Origin of the sequence: Gordonia jacobaea (assembly GCF_965344965.1) — a bacterium.
GTDB lineage: Bacteria > Actinomycetota > Actinomycetes > Mycobacteriales > Mycobacteriaceae > Gordonia > Gordonia jacobaea.
Window position 1 is genome coordinate 208,055 of record NZ_CBDRLS010000004.1, and the last position, 20,544, is coordinate 228,598.

General features: G+C 67.6%; 15 protein-coding genes. 10 read left to right on the top strand and 5 right to left on the bottom strand.

Annotated features, from left to right (window positions below; genetic code table 11):
* Positions 1-308: 308 nt before the first annotated feature.
* The 3 genes from ACRVY7_RS15065 (at position 309) to ACRVY7_RS15075 (ending at position 3,549) form a co-directional block, all read left to right on the top strand.
* A complete protein-coding gene (locus ACRVY7_RS15065) occupies positions 309-1,340 on the top strand; it encodes a DUF3152 domain-containing protein (RefSeq protein ID WP_414651998.1) in 1,032 nt (343 codons plus the stop codon).
* A gap of 103 nt (positions 1,341-1,443) precedes the next feature.
* Positions 1,444-2,616, top strand: coding sequence for an adenylyltransferase/sulfurtransferase MoeZ (moeZ, locus tag ACRVY7_RS15070; protein ID WP_049698971.1), 1,173 nt, complete (start codon positions 1,444-1,446; stop codon positions 2,614-2,616).
* A gap of 78 nt (positions 2,617-2,694) precedes the next feature.
* Complete coding sequence (locus ACRVY7_RS15075; RefSeq protein WP_431817639.1) at positions 2,695-3,549, top strand: TIGR02569 family protein; 855 nt, start codon at positions 2,695-2,697, stop codon at positions 3,547-3,549.
* 25 nt (positions 3,550-3,574) lie between these two features.
* Here the strand turns inward: ACRVY7_RS15075 and ACRVY7_RS15080 are convergent, their stop codons facing one another.
* Complete coding sequence (locus ACRVY7_RS15080) at positions 3,575-3,880, bottom strand: MGMT family protein (RefSeq protein ID WP_431817640.1); 306 nt, start codon at positions 3,878-3,880, stop codon at positions 3,575-3,577.
* Between the two features lie 7 nt (positions 3,881-3,887).
* Positions 3,888-4,667 (bottom strand): alpha/beta fold hydrolase, encoded by a 780-nt coding sequence (locus ACRVY7_RS15085; RefSeq protein WP_431817641.1) that lies wholly within the window; start codon positions 4,665-4,667, stop codon positions 3,888-3,890.
* A 197-nt stretch (positions 4,668-4,864) separates the two neighbouring features.
* On the opposite strand from ACRVY7_RS15085, the gene ACRVY7_RS15090 reads away from it, so the two are divergent.
* The 4 genes from ACRVY7_RS15090 to nudC are packed head-to-tail and all read left to right on the top strand — an operon-like array spanning position 4,865 to position 13,822.
* Complete coding sequence (locus ACRVY7_RS15090) at positions 4,865-8,269, top strand: ATP-dependent helicase (RefSeq protein ID WP_431817642.1); 3,405 nt, start codon at positions 4,865-4,867, stop codon at positions 8,267-8,269.
* A complete protein-coding gene (locus ACRVY7_RS15095) occupies positions 8,262-11,723 on the top strand; it encodes an ATP-dependent DNA helicase (protein WP_431817643.1) in 3,462 nt (1,153 codons plus the stop codon). Before ACRVY7_RS15090 ends, ACRVY7_RS15095 begins: the two co-directional genes overlap by 8 nt.
* A 55-nt stretch (positions 11,724-11,778) precedes the next feature.
* Complete coding sequence (locus tag ACRVY7_RS15100; RefSeq protein ID WP_049698977.1) at positions 11,779-12,849, top strand: potassium channel family protein; 1,071 nt, start codon at positions 11,779-11,781, stop codon at positions 12,847-12,849.
* Between the two features lie 34 nt (positions 12,850-12,883).
* Positions 12,884-13,822 (top strand): NAD(+) diphosphatase, encoded by a 939-nt coding sequence (nudC, locus tag ACRVY7_RS15105; RefSeq protein WP_431817644.1) that lies wholly within the window; start codon positions 12,884-12,886, stop codon positions 13,820-13,822.
* A gap of 11 nt (positions 13,823-13,833) precedes the next feature.
* Here the strand turns inward: nudC and ACRVY7_RS15110 are convergent, their stop codons facing one another.
* Positions 13,834-14,100 (bottom strand): mycoredoxin, encoded by a 267-nt coding sequence (locus tag ACRVY7_RS15110; protein WP_049698979.1) that lies wholly within the window; start codon positions 14,098-14,100, stop codon positions 13,834-13,836.
* Between ACRVY7_RS15110 and ACRVY7_RS15115 the strand changes: the two genes are divergently transcribed.
* The 3 genes from ACRVY7_RS15115 to ACRVY7_RS15125 all read left to right on the top strand — a co-directional run bounded on the left by ACRVY7_RS15115 (position 14,099) and on the right by ACRVY7_RS15125 (position 17,226).
* The gene (locus tag ACRVY7_RS15115) at positions 14,099-16,324 is read left to right on the top strand and encodes an ATP-dependent DNA helicase UvrD2 (RefSeq protein WP_431817645.1); all 2,226 of its coding nucleotides are present in this window, start codon (positions 14,099-14,101) and stop codon (positions 16,322-16,324) included. The genes ACRVY7_RS15110 and ACRVY7_RS15115 overlap by 2 nt on opposite strands.
* A 118-nt stretch (positions 16,325-16,442) precedes the next feature.
* Positions 16,443-16,730 (top strand): hypothetical protein, encoded by a 288-nt coding sequence (locus ACRVY7_RS15120; RefSeq protein ID WP_431817646.1) that lies wholly within the window; start codon positions 16,443-16,445, stop codon positions 16,728-16,730.
* A 172-nt stretch (positions 16,731-16,902) separates the two neighbouring features.
* Positions 16,903-17,226, top strand: a complete 324-nt coding sequence (locus ACRVY7_RS15125; protein ID WP_431817647.1) for a WhiB family transcriptional regulator — start codon at positions 16,903-16,905, stop codon at positions 17,224-17,226.
* Positions 17,227-17,598: 372 nt separating this feature from the next.
* On the opposite strand, the gene ACRVY7_RS15130 is transcribed toward ACRVY7_RS15125, so the two are convergent.
* Entirely contained in the window at positions 17,599-19,116 is a 1,518-nt protein-coding gene (locus ACRVY7_RS15130) for an HNH endonuclease signature motif containing protein (RefSeq protein ID WP_431817648.1), read from the bottom strand.
* A gap of 98 nt (positions 19,117-19,214) precedes the next feature.
* Positions 19,215-20,531, bottom strand: a complete 1,317-nt coding sequence (locus ACRVY7_RS15135) for an ABC1 kinase family protein (RefSeq protein ID WP_049698981.1) — start codon at positions 20,529-20,531, stop codon at positions 19,215-19,217.
* Positions 20,532-20,544: the final 13 nt, after the last annotated feature.

Sequence of the window (20,544 nt, forward strand, 5' to 3'; positions counted from 1 at the left end):
GGCCGCTCGGCAACGTGACCGGGGTCGCACCCTTTGTCGACTGTCGGGTGTCGCGCCGGTGGCCCACGGGTGGCCGGGTGCCGTTGGCCTCCCGGGATTGCGTGGGCACCTGTGAGAAAGTTGTCCGTGTGAGCCACACAGACAGTGGGCCCGAACAGTCGGGGGACGACGTCGACCTATCCCGTCGGGACAATGGATCGACCCGCCGGGGCGGCGCATCGACACGTCGGGTCAGGGCAGGGGACGCGGCGCGTGAGGCACGTTCGCAGCAGCGGGCGTCGCGGTCGTCGGTTGAGGACACCACCCGGATCGAAAAGGTCCGGACAGGCACGACGCCCCCTTCGGGAGTGACGTCCAACCCGGGCCACCGCCCGCGGTCGCGTCCGCTGCCGGATCAGCCGCTACGGGCGCGGTGGGACCCGACCGACGACAACGGGCGGGCCAGGGTCGACCGCGACGCCCAACCTGAGCGGAAGAAGCAGAGCGCGCTCGGTCGCTTCGTCTCCACGTACGGGTGGCGCGCGTACGCGATTCCGGTCCTGATCATCCTCACCATCGTGCTGATCGTGGTCACCGTGAGCGACGACGGGTCGAGTTCGGACGCGCAGAGTTCCGACGTCACGCCGGCAGCGCAGCGCAACACCGACGTCACCAAGGAGACCAAGCCGGTCGGTGCTCCTACGTCGTCGATCAAGGACGTGTCACTACCCGCGGGAACCCTGCCCGACGGCGGACCCTACACGCAGCAGGGCAAGAAGACCTTCCACGTCGTCCCGGGCGCGGGAAAGCAGATCGGTACCGGTCCGCAGGTCTACACCTACACAGTCGAGGTGGAAGACGGCGTCGCGCCGTCGGATTACGGCAGTGATCGCACCTTCGGCAAGATGGTCGACGCCACACTCGCCAACAATCGGAGCTGGATCGGCGACGGCAAGGTGGCGTTTCGGCGCATCGCCGACGGCGAGCCGGATCTGCGGGTCTCGCTCAGTTCACCTGGCACCGCGCGAGAGCTGTGCGGCTACCAGATCAAACTCGAGACGTCGTGCTTCTACCCACCCGACAAGCGGGTGACCATCAATGAAGCCCGGTGGGTGCGGGGTGCGCTGTCGTACGAGGGCGACGACGTCGCCTATCGGCAGTACCTCATCAATCACGAGGTGGGCCACGGCATCGGCTACGAGCACCACGAGCCGTGCAAGCACAACGGGGCGCTGGCGCCGGTGATGATGCAGCAGTCCTTCGGCGTCGCGAATTCTCAGATCATGGCGCTCGACCCCGACATGCAGGCCGACAAGGCGTTCGTGTGCAAACCGAATCCGTGGCCGTTCCCCGACAGGTGAGCGCCACGCGTCGAGGCTGTCGGGAATGCCCGTGTGGGACGAGTCGTTGCGTAGGTGAGTCGGTTTTCCTTTCCAGACGGTATTTCTAGACGGAGGCGTCCACGTGTCCCTGCCACCGCTTGTCGCACCAGCGGCAGAACTCTCCAATGACGAAGTAGCCCGCTACAGCAGGCACCTGATCATTCCCGATGTGGGGATGGACGGTCAGAAACGGTTGAAGAACGCCAGGGTGCTCGTCATCGGCGCCGGTGGTCTCGGTTCCCCGACGCTGCTCTACCTCGCGGCAGCGGGTGTGGGAACCATCGGCATCGTCGAATTCGATGTCGTCGACGAGTCGAATCTGCAGCGACAGGTCATCCACGGACAGTCAGACATCGGTCGGCCGAAGGCCGAGAGCGCTCGTGACTCGATCCAGGAGATCAATCCGTACGTCACCGTCAACATTCACGACGAACGGCTCGAGCCGGAAGGCGCGATCGAACTGTTCTCGAAGTACGACCTCATCATCGACGGCACCGACAACTTCGCGACCCGATACCTGGTCAACGACGCCGCGGTGCTCGCGCACAAGCCGTACGTATGGGGATCGATCTATCGGTTCGAGGGCCAGGCGTCGGTGTTCTGGGAGGACGCACCCGACGGACGCGGCATCAACTATCGCGATCTGTATCCGCAGGCGCCGCCGCCCGGGATGGTTCCCTCCTGCGCGGAGGGTGGCGTTCTCGGCATTCTCTGCGCGTCGATCGGCTCGATCATGGGTACCGAGGCCATCAAACTGATCTGCGGTATCGGCGAGCCGTTGCTCGGTCGTCTGATGGTCTACGACGCGCTGGACATGACCTATCGAACCATCAAGATCCGCAAAGACCCTGAGGGTGAACGCATCTCGGGACTCATCGACTACGAGGAGTTCTGCGGTGTGGTGTCCGACGAGGCCGCGCAGGCAGCCGACGGTTCGACGCTCACTCCCCGTGAGCTCAAGGAGCGCCTCGATGCCGGCGAGAAGCTGGCGCTGATCGACGTTCGCGAGCCCGTCGAGTGGGACATCGTGCACATCGACGGTGCCACGCTGGTCCCGAAGGGCGACATCCTCTCCGGTACTGCGCTCGCGCAGATCCCGCAGGACCGTCCGACAGTGCTCTACTGCAAGACCGGTATCCGGTCCGCCGAGGCGCTTGCCGCGTTGAAGCGTGCGGGTTTTGCCGACGCCACTCACCTTCAGGGTGGGGTCACCGCGTGGGCCAATCAGGTCGACAAGGAACTGCCGGTCTACTAGGCGTCGTTCGTCGCAAGTCCCGGCGCGCCCCGCGTCGCTGCAGCACATACGGCGTTGTGCTCGGTAATCTCTGCAGACGTGCAGAATCCGCAACCGCCCGATCACGTGCTCAACACGTTCGGGCTCACCTCTCACCCGCCCATCGCCATGGGCGACACCTGGGTGGGTGGCTGGCGGGTCGGCGAGGTGGTGTTGTCCCTCGTACCCGACCACGCGCGGGCAGCATGGTCGGCGTCTGTGCGCGAGAACCTCTACGTCGAGGGACTGCGCGTCGCGCGACCGTTCCGTGCGACCGACGGGCGGTACGTCGTATCGGGGTGGCGCGCGGATACCTACATCGCCGGGTCTCCCGAACCTCGACACGACGAGGTACTCGCCGTCGGTGATCGCCTCCACGAGGTGCTCGCCGATCTCGAACGCCCACGCTTCCTGTTGCAGCAGCCGGCACCGCCGCACACCGACGTCGACGTGTTCGCCGCAGCCGACCGCGCCGCGTGGGAAGACGTGCCGTTGCGTTCGGCGCGCGCCGCCGGAATGAGCGAACCCACGTCCGACGACGGCAAGCGCAGCGTCGAGATGCTGAAAACCCTCGGGACGCTGCGCAAGCCTGTCGACGTGCCGTCGCAGGTGGTGCACGGCGATCTGTTCGGCACTGTCCTCTTCGCGGGTGCGGCTGCCCCCGGCATCACCGACATCGTGCCCTACTGGCGTCCGGCTCCGTGGGCGTCGGCGGTCGTCGTCGTCGACTCGCTTGCGTGGGGCGGGGCCGACGATGAGCTGGTGCAGCGGTGGTCCGACCAACCCGAATGGGCGCAGATGATGTTGCGCGCCACCATGTTCCGGCTCGCGGTACACGCCCTGCATCCACGCTCGACGGCCGGCGCGCTGCCGGGACTCGCGCGGGTCGTCGACATCGTGCGGATGATGCTCTAGCGGCGTTGTCGGCCGGATCGGTACATCACGGCGTCGGGATCTCCCAGCGGCAGTCGCGCAGCGCGACGCGGTCGTCGTTGACGGGTACGCCCTCGGCGCGCAGTCGTTCCAATTGACGCGTTGCGAGGTGTGCTGCGGGGCGCCCCGACGCCGGAACGACCCGATGCCACGGCAGGTCCGCGGTGTCGGTGCGCATGATCCAGCCGACGATCCGCGGTGACGAGAGCCCCGCTGCGGCCGCGAGGTCGCCGTAGGTGCTCACCTGGCCTACCGGGATGGCCGCGACGAGATCGCGCACCACTTCGACGTCGGCCTCGCTGATCCGGGCCAACGGCTCCTCACTTGCCTTCGCGGATGAGTTTGGCGCACAGGTCGGGTTCGAGGAACGGCACCATGTGTGCGCAGTCGGCGTGGTGGACGGTGACGTCTGGTCGCTCCGCCGCGCAGGCGTCGAGGAATGCGCGACCGACGAACGGCGGGTCGACGCGGTCGGCGACGACTACGTCGGTACCGACGCCACGCGGTGGCAGGACGAACGGTCGGGCCATCTCGCTCCACGCTGTCGCCGCGGCGGGCTCGCTGATCCGCCACCCGACCCGGCCGTGTGGACGGTCGACGAGATGCTCGTCGAGTTCGCGATCGAGGTCGTCGGTCGGAACGTCGGCCCACCCCTCGGACAGTTTCGCGGCACGCGCGGCGTCGGCGTTGGCATAGTCCCAGTTGTCGAGGCTGTCGGTCGAGACTTCGAGCGCGAACACCGGGTCGAGGCCCTGGGCGGGATCGAGGAGGACGAGCCGACGAACCCGGTCGGGCATGCGGGCGGCGAGGCGCACGGCGATGGCACCACCGAAGGAGTGGCCGACCAGCACGAACGGTTCGGTGGCCCCGAGGTGTGTCTCGACAGCGGTGGCGACGGCGTCGACGTGGTCGTCGAGACCCCACGGCGGCCGCCACGGCGACCTGCCGTGCCCAAGGAGATCGGGAGCGATCACGCGGAGCTCGGGAATGCTGCTCGACGCAAAGTGTTCCCATCGTCGGCCGTGGCCGGTGAGACCGTGCAGTGCGACGACCGCCGGGCCGTCCGGAGGGCCGAAAACGTAGGTGTGCAGCGGAGCCATGAACTCATCATGCCCCGCGCCGTATGCGTTCGGGGTGCGCCACCCCGACTGCTCGTCCGGGTGGGGAAGTCGTCGGAACGGGTGTCGGAGGCGCGTGATTCGATGGACTCGTGGCTCGACGACAAGGGGGACCGGGACCGTCCCGGACGCAGACACCCCGCGCACGCTCTCGTGAGGGGCAGGGTGGCGGCACGGCCATGCGCACCCATCTCGTCGCGTCGACCACCGGGCCCGACGGTGCGCAGGGAGCCGCGCAGCCGAGGGTCTGGACCGCGCAGGTGCAGGCTGTCATCGACGGTGAGGCACCGGCCCCCGGCGACGGCTCGGGCTGGCAACCCTGGCGGGTGCACGGCGGCCCCGGAACCGGCAAGACGTCGCTGGTCGTCGACGCCGCCGTCGCGCGGTTGCTGTCGGCCGACACGGATCCGGAGTCGATCCTCGTGCTCGCGTCGAGCAGGCGCGCGGCGGTCGCGCTGCGCGAACGGATCACCCGCAGAGTGTTGGCGGCGTCGGGTGGCTTCGGAACAGGTGCAGGCGGCGCGTTGCGCGAACCCCTCGTCCGCACGATCCACTCGTACGCGTTTGCCATCCTGCGGTTGCAGGCGAGCGCGCACGGCAATCCGCCGCCCCGTCTGATCACCGGTTCCGAGCAAGACGTCGTGCTGCGGGAACTGCTCGCGGGCGATATCGAAGACGGTGCGGGCTACTGGCCCAAGTTGCTGCGTCCTGCGCTGGGCACCGACGGCTTCGCGCAGGCACTGCGCGACCTCATGATGCGGGCCGCTGAGCGCGGCGTCGGCCCCGAAGAACTCGCGTCGCTCGGCCGCGCACACCGGCGTCCCGAATGGATCGCCGCGGCGCGGGCATACGCACAGTACGAGCAGAACATGCTGTTGCGCGGGGCCGTGGGGCTCGCGACTCCCGGTGCGTCGGCGCCCGCGGTCGACGCCGCAGAGCTCGTCGGGTCGGCACTGTCGGCGTTCGCGACAGATCCCGAGCTTCTCGCGGGTCAGCGCAGTCGCATCCGGCACCTGATCGTCGACGACGCGCAGCACCTCGACCCGCAGGCCGCAGAACTGGTCCGACTCGTCGGCACCGGAACCGAGTCGACGATCATCGCCGCCGACACAGACCAGTCGATCTTCGGTTTCCGTGGTGCGAGCCCGCGTTTCGCCGACGGACTGGCCGATCCGGGGTCCGAACGCGACATCGTGTTGCGTGAGAACTTCCGCTCGCATCCCGACATCGGCGAGGTCGGCCGTGCGCTCGCATCGCGGCTCCCCGGTGCCCGGCCGCATCCCTATCCACGCGCGTCGGCAACCGCGGACGACGAGGCAGGCGCGGCGGTCAGGGTGTTCTCGTCGGCAGCCAAAGAAGCCACAGCCATCGCCGACCTGCTGCGTCGTGCCCATCTGTTCGAGGGTGTCCCGTGGTCCGACATGGCGGTCATCGTGCGATCGGTCCATCTCGCATTGCCCGCGCTGCGTCGAGCGTTCCGATCCGCGGGCGTCCCGCTGACGACGCCCACCTCCGATCTGCCGATCCACCGGCAACGTTCCGTCGCGGCGCTGATGACCGTGCTGTGCGCGGTCGCGGCGCGCTCGGATGCAGCAGAGGAAGCTCCTTCTCCCGACGAGACGTTCTCCATCGACGACACCGTCGCGTTGCTGACAGGCCCCATCGGAGCTGCCGATCCGGGCGCGATGCGCCGGCTGCGTCGTGGTGTGCGAAGGTGCGACGAGAAGGCGGAGCGGGCTGCGTCGTCGGCGGGAGACGCCGCGGGTGTGACTGCGGCGCAACGTGATTCGCTGACATCGTTGCGGGAGGCGCTGCTCGACGACGAGGTTGCGCAGCGCTACCTGCGCGCGCTGTCCGACGCCGAAGCCGCGCCGTTGCGACGTGCGCTCGACGTGATCGCTGCGGCGTTGCGCGCTCATCGTGCCCGACGCGGCGTCGAGGAGACGCTGTGGGCGGCATGGCAGGCGAGTGGGCTCGAGCGTCGGTGGGTCGGCAGTGCGATCCGGGGCGGGCCCGCGGGTGAGCAGGCCGACCGCGATCTCGACGCGATGATGGCGATGTTCGAGGCGGCAGGCGATTTCGCCGACACCCTCCCGTCGGCGGGGCCCGCGGCATTCGTGCACTACCTGAGCCAGTTGCAGATCCCGCGTGATTCCCGAACCGCCTCTGCGGCAGCCGATTCCGTGACGGTGCTGTCCGCGCACGCCGCGGCGGGCCGTGAGTGGGAGGTCGTCGCTGTCGCGGGTGTCCTCGACGGGCTCTGGCCCTCGTTGCGAAGTCGGGGCAGCGTGCTCGCCACCGCCGAGCTCGTCGACCTGCTCGACGGCGTCGCCCCCGACGGGATCGACGTCGTCACGCGTGGTGCCGGGGCGCTGGCCGACGAGCGGCGTCTGCTACTCGTCGCGTGCACGCGGGCGCGGCGTCGACTTCTCGTCACAGCGGTCGAGGACGGTAGCGGCGACGCATCGCCGTCGAGGTTCGTCGCCGAAATCGCCGCGGCGCTCGGCAGCGCGTCCGACACCGACACGGATGAGCCGCAGGTCATCGAGGGTGTCGCACTCGATCCCGGCGTCGACCGTGTGCTGTCGCTCCCGTCACTGGTGGCCACCCTGCGGTCCGTGGTGATCGCCGGTGCGCAGGAGCAAGAACTCGACGATCGAACCAGGGCGGCAGCCGAACTCCTTGCCACACTTGCCGATTCCGACATCCCGGGTGCGCACCCGCGTGACTGGTTCGGTCTGGCAGAGGTGAGCACCGACGCGCCGCTGTGGCGCGCCGACGACGGGCCGATCACGCTGTCGCCGTCGAACATCGAGAGTCTGAGTAGGTGCTCGCTGCGCTGGCTGCTCGAACGCAACGGTGGGCGCGACGGCGATGCGACGCCCGCGATCGCGGGCAGTCTGGTGCACACGCTGGTGCAGGCGGTTGCGGGCAACATCGACCCGGCCGAGGTGACCGGCGCGCTGCGCGACATCTGGGAGCGCGTCGACACCGGAGCCGCGTGGTATTCGGCGCACGAGTTGGAACGGGCCGAGGAGATGCTCACCAATTTCCGTGACTGGCTGCGTATTTCGCGCGATGACCTGCGCGAGCGTGGTGTCGAATCGGCTATCGACGCCACGGTGCCCGGCATCGACGACGATCCACCGGTTCGGTTGCGCGGTCGCGTCGACCGGCTCGAGGCCGACTCGTCAGGCAGGCCCGTCGTCGTCGATGTGAAGACCGCGAAGACCGCGGTTTCGCGCGCCGATGCCGAGGAGCACGCACAGCTCGCCGCCTACCAGGTGGCGCTTGCGCACGGCGGTGCGGCGCAGTTCCCTCCCGACGCCGACGGCACGCTCGAACCCGGGGGTGGGCGCTTGGTGTTCGTGTCGGCGAATAACGCGTCGACGGGCGCGGCCGAGCGGGTCCAACCTCCGCTGACACCCGAATTGCTCGACGAGTGGATCACCGTGGTGCGGTCGGCGGCCAAGGCGAGCGTCGGGCCGGTGTTCGACGCGACGCCCAACCCCGGCTGCGGACACTGCGCATTGCACACGAGTTGTCCCGCCCAGTTGCGTGGCAAGGCGGTGATCGATGACTGACGTCGATGTGAGGCGCGCGCGTGTCTCCGCGACCTCGCTGGCCGCCGCCCTCGGATTGCCCCTACCGACAACCGAACAGGTCGCGGTGATCGAGGCGCCGCTGGAACCGCTGCTCGTGGTCGCCGGTGCCGGTGCGGGCAAGACCGAGACCATGGCGTCGCGGGTCGTGTGGCTCGTCGCCAACGGACTGGTGTCACCCGACGAGATCCTCGGACTCACGTTCACACGCAAGGCGGCGAGTGAGCTGGGGGCTCGCATCCGGCGTCGACTCTCGATGCTCGCGGGGTCGCCCGCCCTGGTGAACTGGGACCCCGACGGCATGCTGGCCGCACGGCTGCGTTCCGCCGACCCCGAGGTGAGTACCTATCACGCGTACGCGGGCAGGCTCATCGCCGACTACGGGTTGCTGCTGCCCGTCGAACCGAGTTCGACGCTGCTGAGCGAGACCGAGCTCTGGCAACTCGCGTTCTCGATCGTGTCGAACTGGACGGGGCCGCTACACACCACCAAGGTGCCCTCCGGCGTGACCGAGGCCGTGCTGCGGTTACACGGCGAGATGGCAGAACACCTCGTCGATCTCGACACGCTGACCGCGTGGGGCGACGATCTGCGGTCGATGGTCGATACGTTGCCACCCGGTCCGCGGCAGCGCGCGGCGCCGAGCAAAGACCTCATCAAGATCCAGGAGGTCATCGACGAGCGTCGCGAACTGCTGCCGATGGTGGCAGCGCTGCGGGATGCGATGCGTGAACAGTCCGCGCTCGACTTCGGCAGTCAGATGTCGCTGGCCGCCCAACTGGTGCAACGTAATCCGGACGTCGCGGCGGGCGAGCGACGCTCGTTCCGGGCCGTGCTTCTCGACGAGTATCAGGACACGGGCCATTCACAGCGCATCCTGTTGTCCACGCTGTTCGGCGGTGCGGCTACGAAAGCGTCCGGAGGCGAACGCATTCCGACTGTTGCGGTCACGGCGGTCGGCGATCCGATCCAGTCCATCTACGGCTGGCGCGGCGCGTCGGCGGCCAACCTTCCCCGCTTCACCGCCGATTTCCCGCGCTCCGACGGCAGACCCTCGGAGCGACTCGAACTGCTGACGAGCTGGCGTAACCCCTCACACACGCTCGAGCTCGCGAACCGGACGTCGGAAGAGTTGCGGCGCAGGGGAATTCCGGTCAGCGTGCTGCGTCCCAGACCCGACGCGCCGTCGGGGACCGTCTCGATGGCGCTCACCCCGACGGTCGTCGACGAGCGGGCATGGCTGGGTGAGGCCATCGAACGCCATTACCGTGACGCCGAGCGTGACGGCGTCGACCCACCGACCGTCGCGATCCTGGTGCGTCGCAACGAGGATTCGGCGCCGTTGGCGGCAGAACTCGAGAGTCGGGGAATCCCGGCCGAGGTGATCGGTATCGGTGGGTTGCTCCATGTACCGGAGATCGAGGACGTCGTCGCGACGCTGCGGTTGATGGCAGATCCGATGGCCGGGACCGCGGCGATGCGGCTCCTGACCGGCGCGCGTTGGCAGTTGGGTGCAGCCGACATCGCCGCACTCTGGCGCCGTGCCACCAACCTCGCCGCCGACGCCATCGCTGCGTCCGGTGGTGCGGTCACCAGCCGCGAAGAACTCGATGCCGCGCTCGACGCCGTGCTGCCGACCGAGGTCGTCGACCGTGCCGGAATCGCCGACGCCGTCGTCGATCCGGGCGATCCGGATGCGTACACACCGCAGGGGTACGCACGTATCCGGGCGTTCGGCGCGCAGCTGGAGGCGCTGCGTAGGCGCATCGGCCAGCCGCTGCCCGAGCTCGTGGCCGACGTCGAGAACACGATCGGCGTCGGCATCGAGGCTCAGATCAGGGCTCGTCGCATGCGTGGCGCGATCACCGGCCGCGAACATCTCGACGCCTTTGCCGAGTACGTCACCGCGTACGCCGACCGTCCCGGCGCGAATCTGCCCGGCCTGCTGGCGTTTCTCGACACCGCAGAGACCATCGAGAAGGGACTCGAACCCGGCCGGATCGAGGTGGCCGAGCAACGTGTCCAGATCCTCACGGTGCATGCGGCGAAGGGCCTGGAGTGGGATGTCGTCGCGCTGCCGCACGTCGCGGCACGGATCTTTCCGGGAGGCCGCGCCGACACGACGTGGATGCGCAGCGCCAAGGAGTTGCCAGGGCCGCTGCGTGGCGACCTCGCGGAACCGGGGACGGGGGAGGGTTTCCCGACCTTCGACCTAGCAGCCGCAGGCATCAGCAACCGCAAAGAACTCGCCGAGGCGCTGACTCTGCACAAGGAGGCGATCGACGAGCGCAGGCTGGAGGAGGATCGTCGACTCCTCTACGTCGCGTTGACGCGCGCGCGCCACGACCTGCTCGTCTCGGCGCACCACTGGAGCGAGACCGGCGACAAACCGCGCGGTGGGTCCGAGTTCTTCGACGAGCTCGTCGCTATCGTCTCCGACGCCATCGCCGACCCGACCGTCGACTCCGACGGCCTCAGCATCGACGAGCTCGCCCCGCCACCGGACGACGGCGCGGCAAACCCGTTGGCCGAGCGGATCATTCGCGAGTCCTGGCCCGCGGATCGGTTGGGCTCGCGCCGCGAGGGAGTCGACGCCGCGGCACGACTCGTCCTCGACGCGGTCGCCGCGCGCAGTGCTCCGGCGCTCTTCGACGCGCCCGCGGGTAAAGCCGCCGGGTCGGACGCGACGGCCGAAGATCCTGAGATCGCGGAAGATCCTGAGATCGCGCAGTGGCGAGCAGAGGTCGACGCCCTGCTCGCCGAGCACCACCGAGGTAACCAGGCGGTCGTCGACGTCGCGCTCCCGACGCACCTGTCGGTCAGTCAACTCGTCGAACTCGACTCGGACGAAAGGGAATTCGCACGACGACTTCGCCGACCGACGCCGTTTCGGCCCAATCCGACGGCACGCCGCGGCACCGCATTCCACGCATGGGTGGAGCGTTGGTTCGGTGCGACGCGGCTACTCGATATCGACGAACTACCGGGTGCCGCCGACTCGTCGGCGTCGCCGGATGCTGATCTCGACGCACTGCGCGACGCGTTCCTGGCGTCGAAGTGGGCGTCGCGCAATCCCAGCGAGGTCGAGGTCCCGTTCGAGACGGTCATCGGCGACACGGTGATCCGCGGCCGGATCGACGCGGTGTTCGCAGAGCCCGACGGCTCGTGGGTCGTCGTCGACTGGAAGACGGGTGCGGTGCCCGGTGGTCGGCGCGACGGGGCGTCGAACGACTCGACCGTCGGTGGTGCGCAACGAGAATCCGTCGACATCCAGCTCGCCGCCTATCGGATCGCGTGGGCGCAGCTCGCGGGTGTGCCGGTCGAGCGGGTCAGTGCGGCGTTTCACTACGTCCGGCACAACTACACCCTCGAGCCAGAGGTGTTGCCCGACCATGACGATCTCGTCGCGCTGCTCGCGCGAGAGTCGGATCAGTGATACACCTCCCGGATGCATTAGATTCACACCCTGTGAAGCAAAGGTGGTTCGGCTGATGCGCGGACGCGGATTCCGACGTCGATGGCGGGGCGAGGAGCTGTCCGACGGCCCTGACTACGCACTCGTCGGCGTCGTCCGTATTCCGGAGCTCAAGCAGAGTCCGGCTCGGGCCATCGGGCGTCGGGTCATCTTCGCTGTCGTCGCGCTGTTCTTCACGGCCATTCTCGTCTACGTCGACCGCAGTGGATACCGCGACGTTCAAGACAACCCGCTCTCATTTCTCGACGCGATGTACTACTCGGCTGTGACGTTGTCGACCACCGGCTACGGCGACATCACTCCGTTCAGTCCGTCGGCTCGCCTGCTCAACCTGCTGATCATCACTCCGCTACGCGTGCTGTTCCTGATCGTGTTGATCGGTACGACGCTCGAGGTGCTAACCGAGCGGTCTCGCCAAGCTCTCAAGATCCAGCGCTGGAGGAACAACGTGCGCAACCACACCGTCGTCATCGGGTACGGCACCAAGGGTCGTACCGCGGTCGACGCGATGATCGGCGACGGCATCAAGCCGTCCGAGATCGTCGTCGTCGACAACAATCCGGGTGTCCTCGAGCATGCGGAGGCCGACGGTCTCGTGACCGTCCGGGGCGACGCCACCAAGTCCGACGTGCTGCGATTGGCGGGTGTCGCGCACGCTGCCAGCATCGTCGTGGCCGCCAACCGCGACGACACAGCCGTCCTCGCCACGCTGACGGCACGCGAACTCAACCCGCGCGCGAAGATCGTCGCGTCGATCAGGGAGTCGGAGAACACGCACCTGATGCGGCAGTCGGGCGCCAACTCGGTGGTCGTCTCGTCGGAGACGGCGGGCAGGCTCCTCGGTATCGCGACCATGACGCCGTCGGTCGTCGAGGTGATCGAGGACCTGCTGACCCCCGACGCCGGGTATGCGATCGCCGAACGTGAAGTCGATCCGACCGAAACGGGCGGCTCGCCCGCCCACACCCGCGACATCGTCCTGGGTGTGCTGCGTAACGGTGTGCTGCACCGCGTCGACGACAGCGAGGTCGAGCAGATCGAGGCGGGCGACCGGCTGCTGTACGTCCGCAAGGGCGCGGGCGACTGACGTTCGCCACCGGCGAGCGAGTAGAACAGAGACCATGGGCGCCTTTGTCTTCGACCAACCGCCGCTGCTGTCCCGGGGCACGTTCGATCGTGCCGACGAGGTCCGTGACGAGCCCGACCGCATGCTTGCGGGCTGGCCGACGGCGCGCGTACTTCGCATCGATACGGGCGGTCGCTACCCCGTCGAGCCCGACGGGGCGCTGAGGTGGATCGACAGTTCTGAGTTCGGAGACGAGCCGCCGGTCGACGCGGTGTTCCTCGCACACACCGATACCGACCTGTGGACGATCAGGGTCGAAGGACTCGACGGCAAGACCGCCGATCCCCGACGCGGAGCATCCCGACTCGACGCCGACGAGGCAGGGCTGCTCGCCACCGCGCTCGGCATCTTGAACTGGCATGCGACAGCGCGCTTTTCACCCGTCAACGGCTCGCCAACCGTCCCGGCGCGTGGCGGTTGGGTACGTCGCAATCCGGAGACCGGCATCGACGAGTTCCCGCGCACCGACCCCGCGATCATCACTGTCGTCCACGACGGTGCCGACAGAATCCTGCTCGGACGCCAAGCCGTCTGGCCCGACCGGTGGTACTCGACGCTCGCCGGCTTCGTCGAACCGGGAGAGTCGTTGGAGCAGTGCGTGATCCGTGAGGTTCACGAAGAGGTCGGGATCACCGTGCGCGAGCCGCGGTACCTGGGATCTCAGCCGTGGCCGTTCCCCAGATCACTGATGCTCGGTTTTTCCGCGATCGGCGACCCAGACGAACCGCTGCAGTTTCTCGACGGTGAGATCGGCGACGCGCAATGGTTCACGCGCGCCGAGGTGCTCGAGGCACTCGACCGCGGCGACGAATGGCTGCGGGGCATGCCCGAACCCGACGTCGCCGCCGGCGAGGACGCCCCTCGACTACTGCTTCCCGGCTCGATCTCGATCGCCCGGGCGCTGGTCGAGGCCTGGGCGCGCACGCCCGCCTGACCGGGCCTGTCTCAGACGCCGAGCTTCTTCTTGACGTCGGTGATCGACGGATTCGTGGCGGTCGTGCCGTCGGCGTACTGGACCGTCGGGACAACATGGTTGCCACCGTTGACGCTGCCGACGAACTCGGCGGCGTCGGGGTTGCGCTCGATGTCGATCTCGGTCCACTCAAGGCCTGAGCTGCGCAGGGCCGTCTTGAGTCGTGCGCAGTAGCCGCACCACGATGTGGTGTACATGGTCAGCGCGGCGGGGGTCTGATTCTCAGATGTCTCGCTCATGGCATCCACAACACGAACTCGTCGGCGCGTGTTCCCGACGCGCTTGTGGACAGCGGTGAACGGGCTCGCGTCGGCGTCGTATCGGGGTGCCATAGTGGAACCCGTGTCCGACAGCCCCTCACCGCCCCGCGCCGCACGTGACCGCAGCATCCTCGACGGACTCGACCCCGAGCAGCGGGCCGCAGTCCTCGCGCCGCGCGGTCCGGTGTGTGTGCTGGCGGGTGCGGGGACCGGCAAGACGCGCACCATCACGCGGCGCATCGCGTATCTGATCGATCAGGGGCAGGTCAATCCCGGTCAGGTGCTCGCTGTGACCTTCACGGCTCGGGCTGCGGGGGAGATGCGCGGCCGACTGAGGTCGCTCGGCGTCGGCGCCGACGGCCCCAGCGTGTTGGCGCAGACATTCCACGCTGCAGCGATGCGTCAGCTCCGCTACTTCTGGCCACGGGCGTTCGGCAGTGCCTCGTGGGAGCTGCTCGACAACAAGTTCCCACTTGTCGGACGTGCGGCACGTAAAGCCGGACTCGACAGTTCCACCGATACCGTGCGCGATCTGATGTCGGAGATCGAGTGGGCCAAGGCGTCGCTCATCGGACCTGAGGACTACGTCGCCGCCGTCACGCGCGTCACCAGGGAGACGCCCGCGCCCGCCGCGCAGGTGGCCAAAGCGTTTGCCGCCTACGAGGACGCCAAGGTCTCACCCGACGGCGACCGCCTCCTCGACTTCGACGACCTCCTCATCTACATGACGACGATCATCGAGTCCGACGCCGGTCTCGCCGACGAATTCCGTTCGCGCTACCGGTGTTTCGTCGTCGACGAGTACCAGGACGTGACGCCGGTGCAGCAGGGTCTGCTCGACGCCTGGCTCGGTCCCCGTGACGACCTGACCGTCGTCGGCGACGCCAACCAAACGATCTACACGTTCACCGGTGCCACGCCGAAGTACCTCCTGGATTTCGGTCGCCGGTTTCCCGACGCCGCGCTCGTGCGCCTCGAACGTGACTATCGGTCGACGCCGCAGGTGGTCAGCCTCGCCAACCGGGTGATCGGGGCTGCACGCGGACGGATCGCCGGGACGAGACTGCAACTGATCGGACAGCGCGACGCAGGACCAGAACCCGAGTTCGCCGAATACAACGACGAGCCGAGCGAGGCGTCGGCCGTCGCGTCGGCCATCAAGCGTCTGATGAACTCGGGTGTACCCGCCTCCGAGATCGCGATTCTCTACCGGATCAACGCGCAGTCGGAGAATCACGAGCAGGCGCTCACCCAGGCGGGTATCCCGTACCAGGTGCGTGGTGGCGAGGCGTTCTTCACCAGGGCCGAGGTCCGCCAGGCCATGCGGCAGCTCTCGCTCGTGGCGCAGCGGGGCATCCGCGACGATGTCGAACTCGTCACTGTCGTGCGCTCGGTCCTCGGCGAACTCGGCATGTCCGACGACGAGCCGACGGGTGCGCAGGCGAAGGCCCGCTGGCAGTCGTTGCGTGCTCTGTCCGGGCTTGCCGACGACATGCTTGCCGACAATCCCGCACTCACTTTGGCCGAACTGGTCACAGAACTCGATGCACGGTCGCAGGCTCGGCACCCACCGACTGTCCAGGGCGTCACGCTCTCGTCGCTGCACGCGGCGAAGGGATTGGAATGGGACGCTGTGTTCCTGGTCGGACTGACCGAGGGATCGCTGCCGATCAGCCAGGCAATCAAGGGATCGTTCGACGACGTCGAGGAGGAGCGTCGACTCTTCTACGTCGGCGTCACCCGAGCCCGCGAACATCTGCACATCTCGTGGGCGACAGCACGGAACGAAGGTGGTCGTGCGCGGCGTCGTTCGCGATTCCTCGCCGACCTCGTGCCCGACGACTCGCCCGCATCGCGTATCGCGCCGACGTCGAAGAGGGCACCTCGTAGGGGACCGACGTGCCGGGTGTGCGGTTCGCGGCTGCTCGATTCGACGGCAACTCTGCTCGGCCGGTGCGCCGACTGTCCCTCGGATCTCGACGAAGGTCTGCTCGTGGCACTCAAGGAGTGGCGTCGTACCCGAGCGGACTCGAAGAAGGTTCCAGCCTTTGTCGTCTTCTCCGACAAGACATTGCTCGCGATCGCAGAGCAACGGCCGACGGATTCGGCTGCGCTGGTGTCGATCTCGGGTATCGGTGCCGCCAAGCTCAACGAGTACGGCGAAGAGGTCATCGAACTCGTCAAAACCGCAGGTCAAAAATAGGTTGTGTGCTCTACAGCGAACCGCATAGTCTGGTTCGCGTCAGCACGGGAAGGTCACCGGCACGCTCATGTGTGCCACGACCCCTCGCGAAACCATCGAGACCGAAAGGAGTGGATCAGTGAACGGAATCGCCAACGCAATCGTGATTGCGAACACGATCGTCGACGACGCGGCATCTGCTGTGTTCTTCGAACCGATCGCAGCGATGCCAGATGCTCATCGCATCACGCACCATGCGCCGCGCGCATGTGCCGTCAGTGACCACGCCTGGCGTGCTGCAGACCTGCAGCCCGCACCGCGTCTCGGTGCCACCGGTTTCCTACCGGCAGCACCGGTAGCGAGCACTGCCGCAGCGAAGCGAGCGATGCAGCGGTTCCCCGTACTGACTCGGGACCTCTCCACGTAGGAGGGTTTCGACAGCCACAACGGCCACGGGTGAATCGCACAAGGCGACCCGTGGCCTTTCTCGTGACGGATCACCGAACCACCACACCAGTGGATCGGCGACTCCCATCACGTCGAGGCCGAGGGCCATCGCCACAGACGATGACCAACCTCGAACAGATGTGGAGTACCAGATGACCGTCGAATGTGTTCTGGAGTCCTGTATCTCGGCGGACTGCGAGGTCGCTGCCGGGAACGCGCTGAGTGCCTCACCGGCACTGAGCGCATCGACCCTTCCGTGTCAGGAAGCCGACGCCGACCTGTGGTTCGCCGAAGACCCTCGTGACCTCGAGCGCGCCAAGGCGATGTGCGCCGACTGCCCGCTGCGGGCGCAGTGCCTGCAGGCCGCGCTTGACCGCGCCGAGCCCTGGGGCGTCTGGGGCGGCGAGATCTTCGAGCGTGGTGCCGTGATCGCGCGCAAGCGCCCCCGCGGCCGCCCGCGCAAGACCGCAGCCTGACATGGACGGACACGACCCACGCGGCCCCCGCCTCATGCGACAGACGACGTCGCAGATGGCGGGGGCCGCGTTGCGTTCTCGGTGACTGCGACCTGGTGCGTGGGTCACCGTCAGGGACGCGCGCGGAAGCGGACCGCCCACTCGTTCGTCTCGACCTCGACGTCGGTGAAGCCCGCTGCGTTCAGTCGTTCGGCCAACGTCGACGGATCGACCGGCACACAGACGTCGCCCGCGTGCAGTGTTGGGGTGCTGCTCGAGCGTCCGGTGATCTGTATGACGTTGACCCCCGAAATGGGCCCAGGTTGTCATACGGATCGGGCTGGCATACGGATCGGGCTCATGCGACAAGACGATGTCACCCCGGCTAGGTGGTCATCGTGGGTAGGTGGTGATGGTTTCGCCGGTGCGGGTGCTGGTCCAGGTGATGGAGAGGTCGGTGTGCATGGTGGGTGTCCAGATGCCGAGGTGTTTGCGTTGGTGGTCGGGTCCGCAGAGGGGGACCAGGTTGAACAGCACGGTCCAGCCGCCCGCGTGGGGGTCGGCGTGGTTGAACTTGACCAGGTGGTCGAGTTCGGCGTGTTCGGCCGGTTTCCCGCATTCGGGGAATCGGCACACTCCGTGTAGAGCGATGACTTGTTCGCGTAGCCAGTCGGGTATTCGGTATCGCGGCGCCCACGCTGGTGGGGCCAGGTAGCCGCCGTGGCCGGTGGGGTCGGCGGGAGGTGCGGGATTGTCGGGCAGCCCCTGTGCGGCGAGGTTCGATGCCATCGTGGCGAGTGTGAGGCCTGGTGAGGTGAGGTTTGCTGCGGTGAGGTCGGGGAACGCGACGGGTCGTGCGATCACGCCTGCCGCGAGTTCGGCTGCGTGGGCGGGGTCGATTGCTCCGAAGCCGACGAGCCGGGGAACCTCGACCCCGGCAGGGTCGATGAGCACTTCCAATGCCGTCTGTTGCGCGGGCTCGGCTGTCGGCTCTTCGGTATTGCGCTCATCGCACGTCGCGCCGTCAGCGGCCACTTCGACGTCGGCCTCGTCGAACGGTGCTGCGTCGCAATCTGTTTCAGTGTCGGATGGTGTGGCGGGACAGTCGGGGTTGCCGCAGTGGCAGGTGAGGTGGGCGCCGGGCAGGCCCTGGATGTCGGCGAGGGCGGCGACGCGGCGTCGGCCTTGTGGGCGTGGGTCGTCAGAACAGAGTCGTTCGTCGATGAGTGTGGAGATGCGCTGGGCGAGGTGGAGGCCTTGTTCGGCGGGTAGGCAGCCGTCGAGGGTGACGTGTCCGTGTGTGTCGGGTCGGATGTGGATGTTTTGGTTGCGCTCGGCGAAGTCGTGGCGGGCGTCGGTGGCGGCGTCGGGGTCGAGGGCGATGACCAGCTCGGCGAGTTGATCGCGCAGGGTGGAGTCGGCGGAGGTGCGTCGCGCGAGTTCCAGCGCGAGGGGTTCGGCATTCGCCCGCAGCGACGAGTCGAGTACCGACAGTTGGTCGGCGACGATTTCGATGCGGGACAACCGGATGTGGCCGTCGAGGAATGCGGTGGCGGTGTCGGGGAGGTCGGTGAGGTGGGCGCCGAGTACGGCGTAGCGGCGGGCCAGTGATCGGGAGATGCCGAGTTGCAACGAGATTTCGGCGATCGCTGCTTTGTCGACGGCGTGGTGAGTGTGCGGGCGGGTGGCGGCGACGACGAGCATGTCGTCGGCGATCGATTCGCCGATGCGGTAGGCCAGGAGCGCGGTGCGTGCTTCGGCTTGGCGTGCGAGGCGTTGGGTGGTGCGGGCGACCTCGTTGAGTTCGACGCCGGACAGGTGACCGATCGTGTCGAGGTCGGTGGAGGTGAACGAGAGCGGTGAGGGAGGGGACGGTGAGGTCGGGGCGTGGTCGTCGATGATGTCGGTCATGGCCACCCCCTTTGCGCCGTTATGTCGGTGATCGCTTGTGTGTTCGATCTGACAACAACGCTACAGGGTGGGTACGACAATTCGGACACACGGAAAACTCAGTCGGCGAGCCCCGGCACCCACTTCTCCATGATTGCCCGGTAGGGGGCCTCGGCGTCGAGTTGGGAGGCGATGCCCACGCAGCCCGCGAGGACACGGAACACCATCACATACTGCTTGGGCACGTTGAGGTTTCGCGATGTCTTGTACACGTCGCCCCGCACGTCGGTTGCCTTGCCCGCGGCGCGTTGGAGCCACTTACGGGTGAAGTGGAATGACTCGGTGTAGAGCGGGTCGACGTAAGGCTTCAGGTAGGCCTCGATGTCGGTGGGGCTCACCCGGTCGGCGCGGGACCGCAGGATGAAGCCTGCCTTGATCATCTCTTCGGTCAGCTCGTCGTACTGCTTGTCACGAGCGAGCCGCAGGATGGGACCGGTTTCGGGAGGTAGTCCGTTGGGGTAGTGGCCGACGGCACCGAAGTCGAGTACGCCGAAGCGACCGTCGTCGGTAATGAAGAAGTTGCCCGGATGCGGATCGCCGTGCAGCAGTCCCACGCGGAACGGCGAGCTCACCTCGAACGTCGCCATGCGGGCGGCGGCCTCGTTGCGGGTGGCCTGATCGCCGGAGGTGATGATCTTCGAGAGCGGGGTGCCGTCGAGCCACTCCGACACGACCACCTTGGGCGCGCTCGCGATGACCTTCGGGATGACGAAATCGGAGTCGCCGTCGAATGCCTTCGCGAAGGCGCGCTGGTTGTCGGCCTCGCCGAGATAGTCGAGCTCGGCCTCGGTGCGGTCGATGAGTTCGTCCATCATCGCCTTGACGTCGGTCCCGGGCGAGAGTTTCTGCAGCAGTCCCGACATCCTCGACAGCGTCTTGAGGTCGGCCTTCAACGCGTGGTCGGCGCCGGGATACTGCACCTTGACGGCCACTTCGCGGCCGTCGGACCAGACGCCCTTGTGGACCTGACCGATGCTCGCCGACGCCGCGGGCTCGTCGGAGAATTCGCGGAAACGCTGACGCCACTTGGTGCCGAGTTGCTGGTCGAGAACCTTGTGGACCTTCGTCGCGGGTAGCGGGGGAGCCTCTGCCTGCAGTTTGGTGAGTGCTTCACGGAAGGGTTCGCCGAACTCGTCGGGAATCGCGGCCTCCATGATCGACATGGCCTGGCCGACCTTCATCGCGCCGCCCTTGAGCTCACCGAGCACCGAGAACAACTGATCGGCGGCCTTCTCCAGGAGCTCCTGGTTGACCTCGTCCTTGTCTTTTCCGACCATCCGTTTGCCGAAGCCGGCGGCCGCTCGACCTGCCATACCGATGGGTAGCGTCGCCAACCGTGCGTTGCGACGATGCTGCCCGCGTGTGATGTCGGTCATGGTGTCCTTTCCC

Coding starts and splice junctions, on each gene's coding strand:
- ACRVY7_RS15085 (WP_431817641.1), bottom strand. CDS start 4,667: ATGGCTCCGCTGCACACCTACGTTTTCGGCCCTCCGGACGGCCCGGCG.
- ACRVY7_RS15090 (WP_431817642.1), top strand. CDS start 4,865: ATGCGCACCCATCTCGTCGCGTCGACCACCGGGCCCGACGGTGCGCAG.
- ACRVY7_RS15095 (WP_431817643.1), top strand. CDS start 8,262: ATGACTGACGTCGATGTGAGGCGCGCGCGTGTCTCCGCGACCTCGCTG.
- ACRVY7_RS15100 (WP_049698977.1), top strand. CDS start 11,779: ATGCGCGGACGCGGATTCCGACGTCGATGGCGGGGCGAGGAGCTGTCC.
- nudC (WP_431817644.1), top strand. CDS start 12,884: ATGGGCGCCTTTGTCTTCGACCAACCGCCGCTGCTGTCCCGGGGCACG.
- ACRVY7_RS15115 (WP_431817645.1), top strand. CDS start 14,099: ATGGCATCCACAACACGAACTCGTCGGCGCGTGTTCCCGACGCGCTTG.
- ACRVY7_RS15110 (WP_049698979.1), bottom strand. CDS start 14,100: ATGAGCGAGACATCTGAGAATCAGACCCCCGCCGCGCTGACCATGTAC.
- ACRVY7_RS15125 (WP_431817647.1), top strand. CDS start 16,903: ATGACCGTCGAATGTGTTCTGGAGTCCTGTATCTCGGCGGACTGCGAG.
- ACRVY7_RS15130 (WP_431817648.1), bottom strand. CDS start 19,116: ATGACCGACATCATCGACGACCACGCCCCGACCTCACCGTCCCCTCCC.
- ACRVY7_RS15135 (WP_049698981.1), bottom strand. CDS start 20,531: ATGACCGACATCACACGCGGGCAGCATCGTCGCAACGCACGGTTGGCG.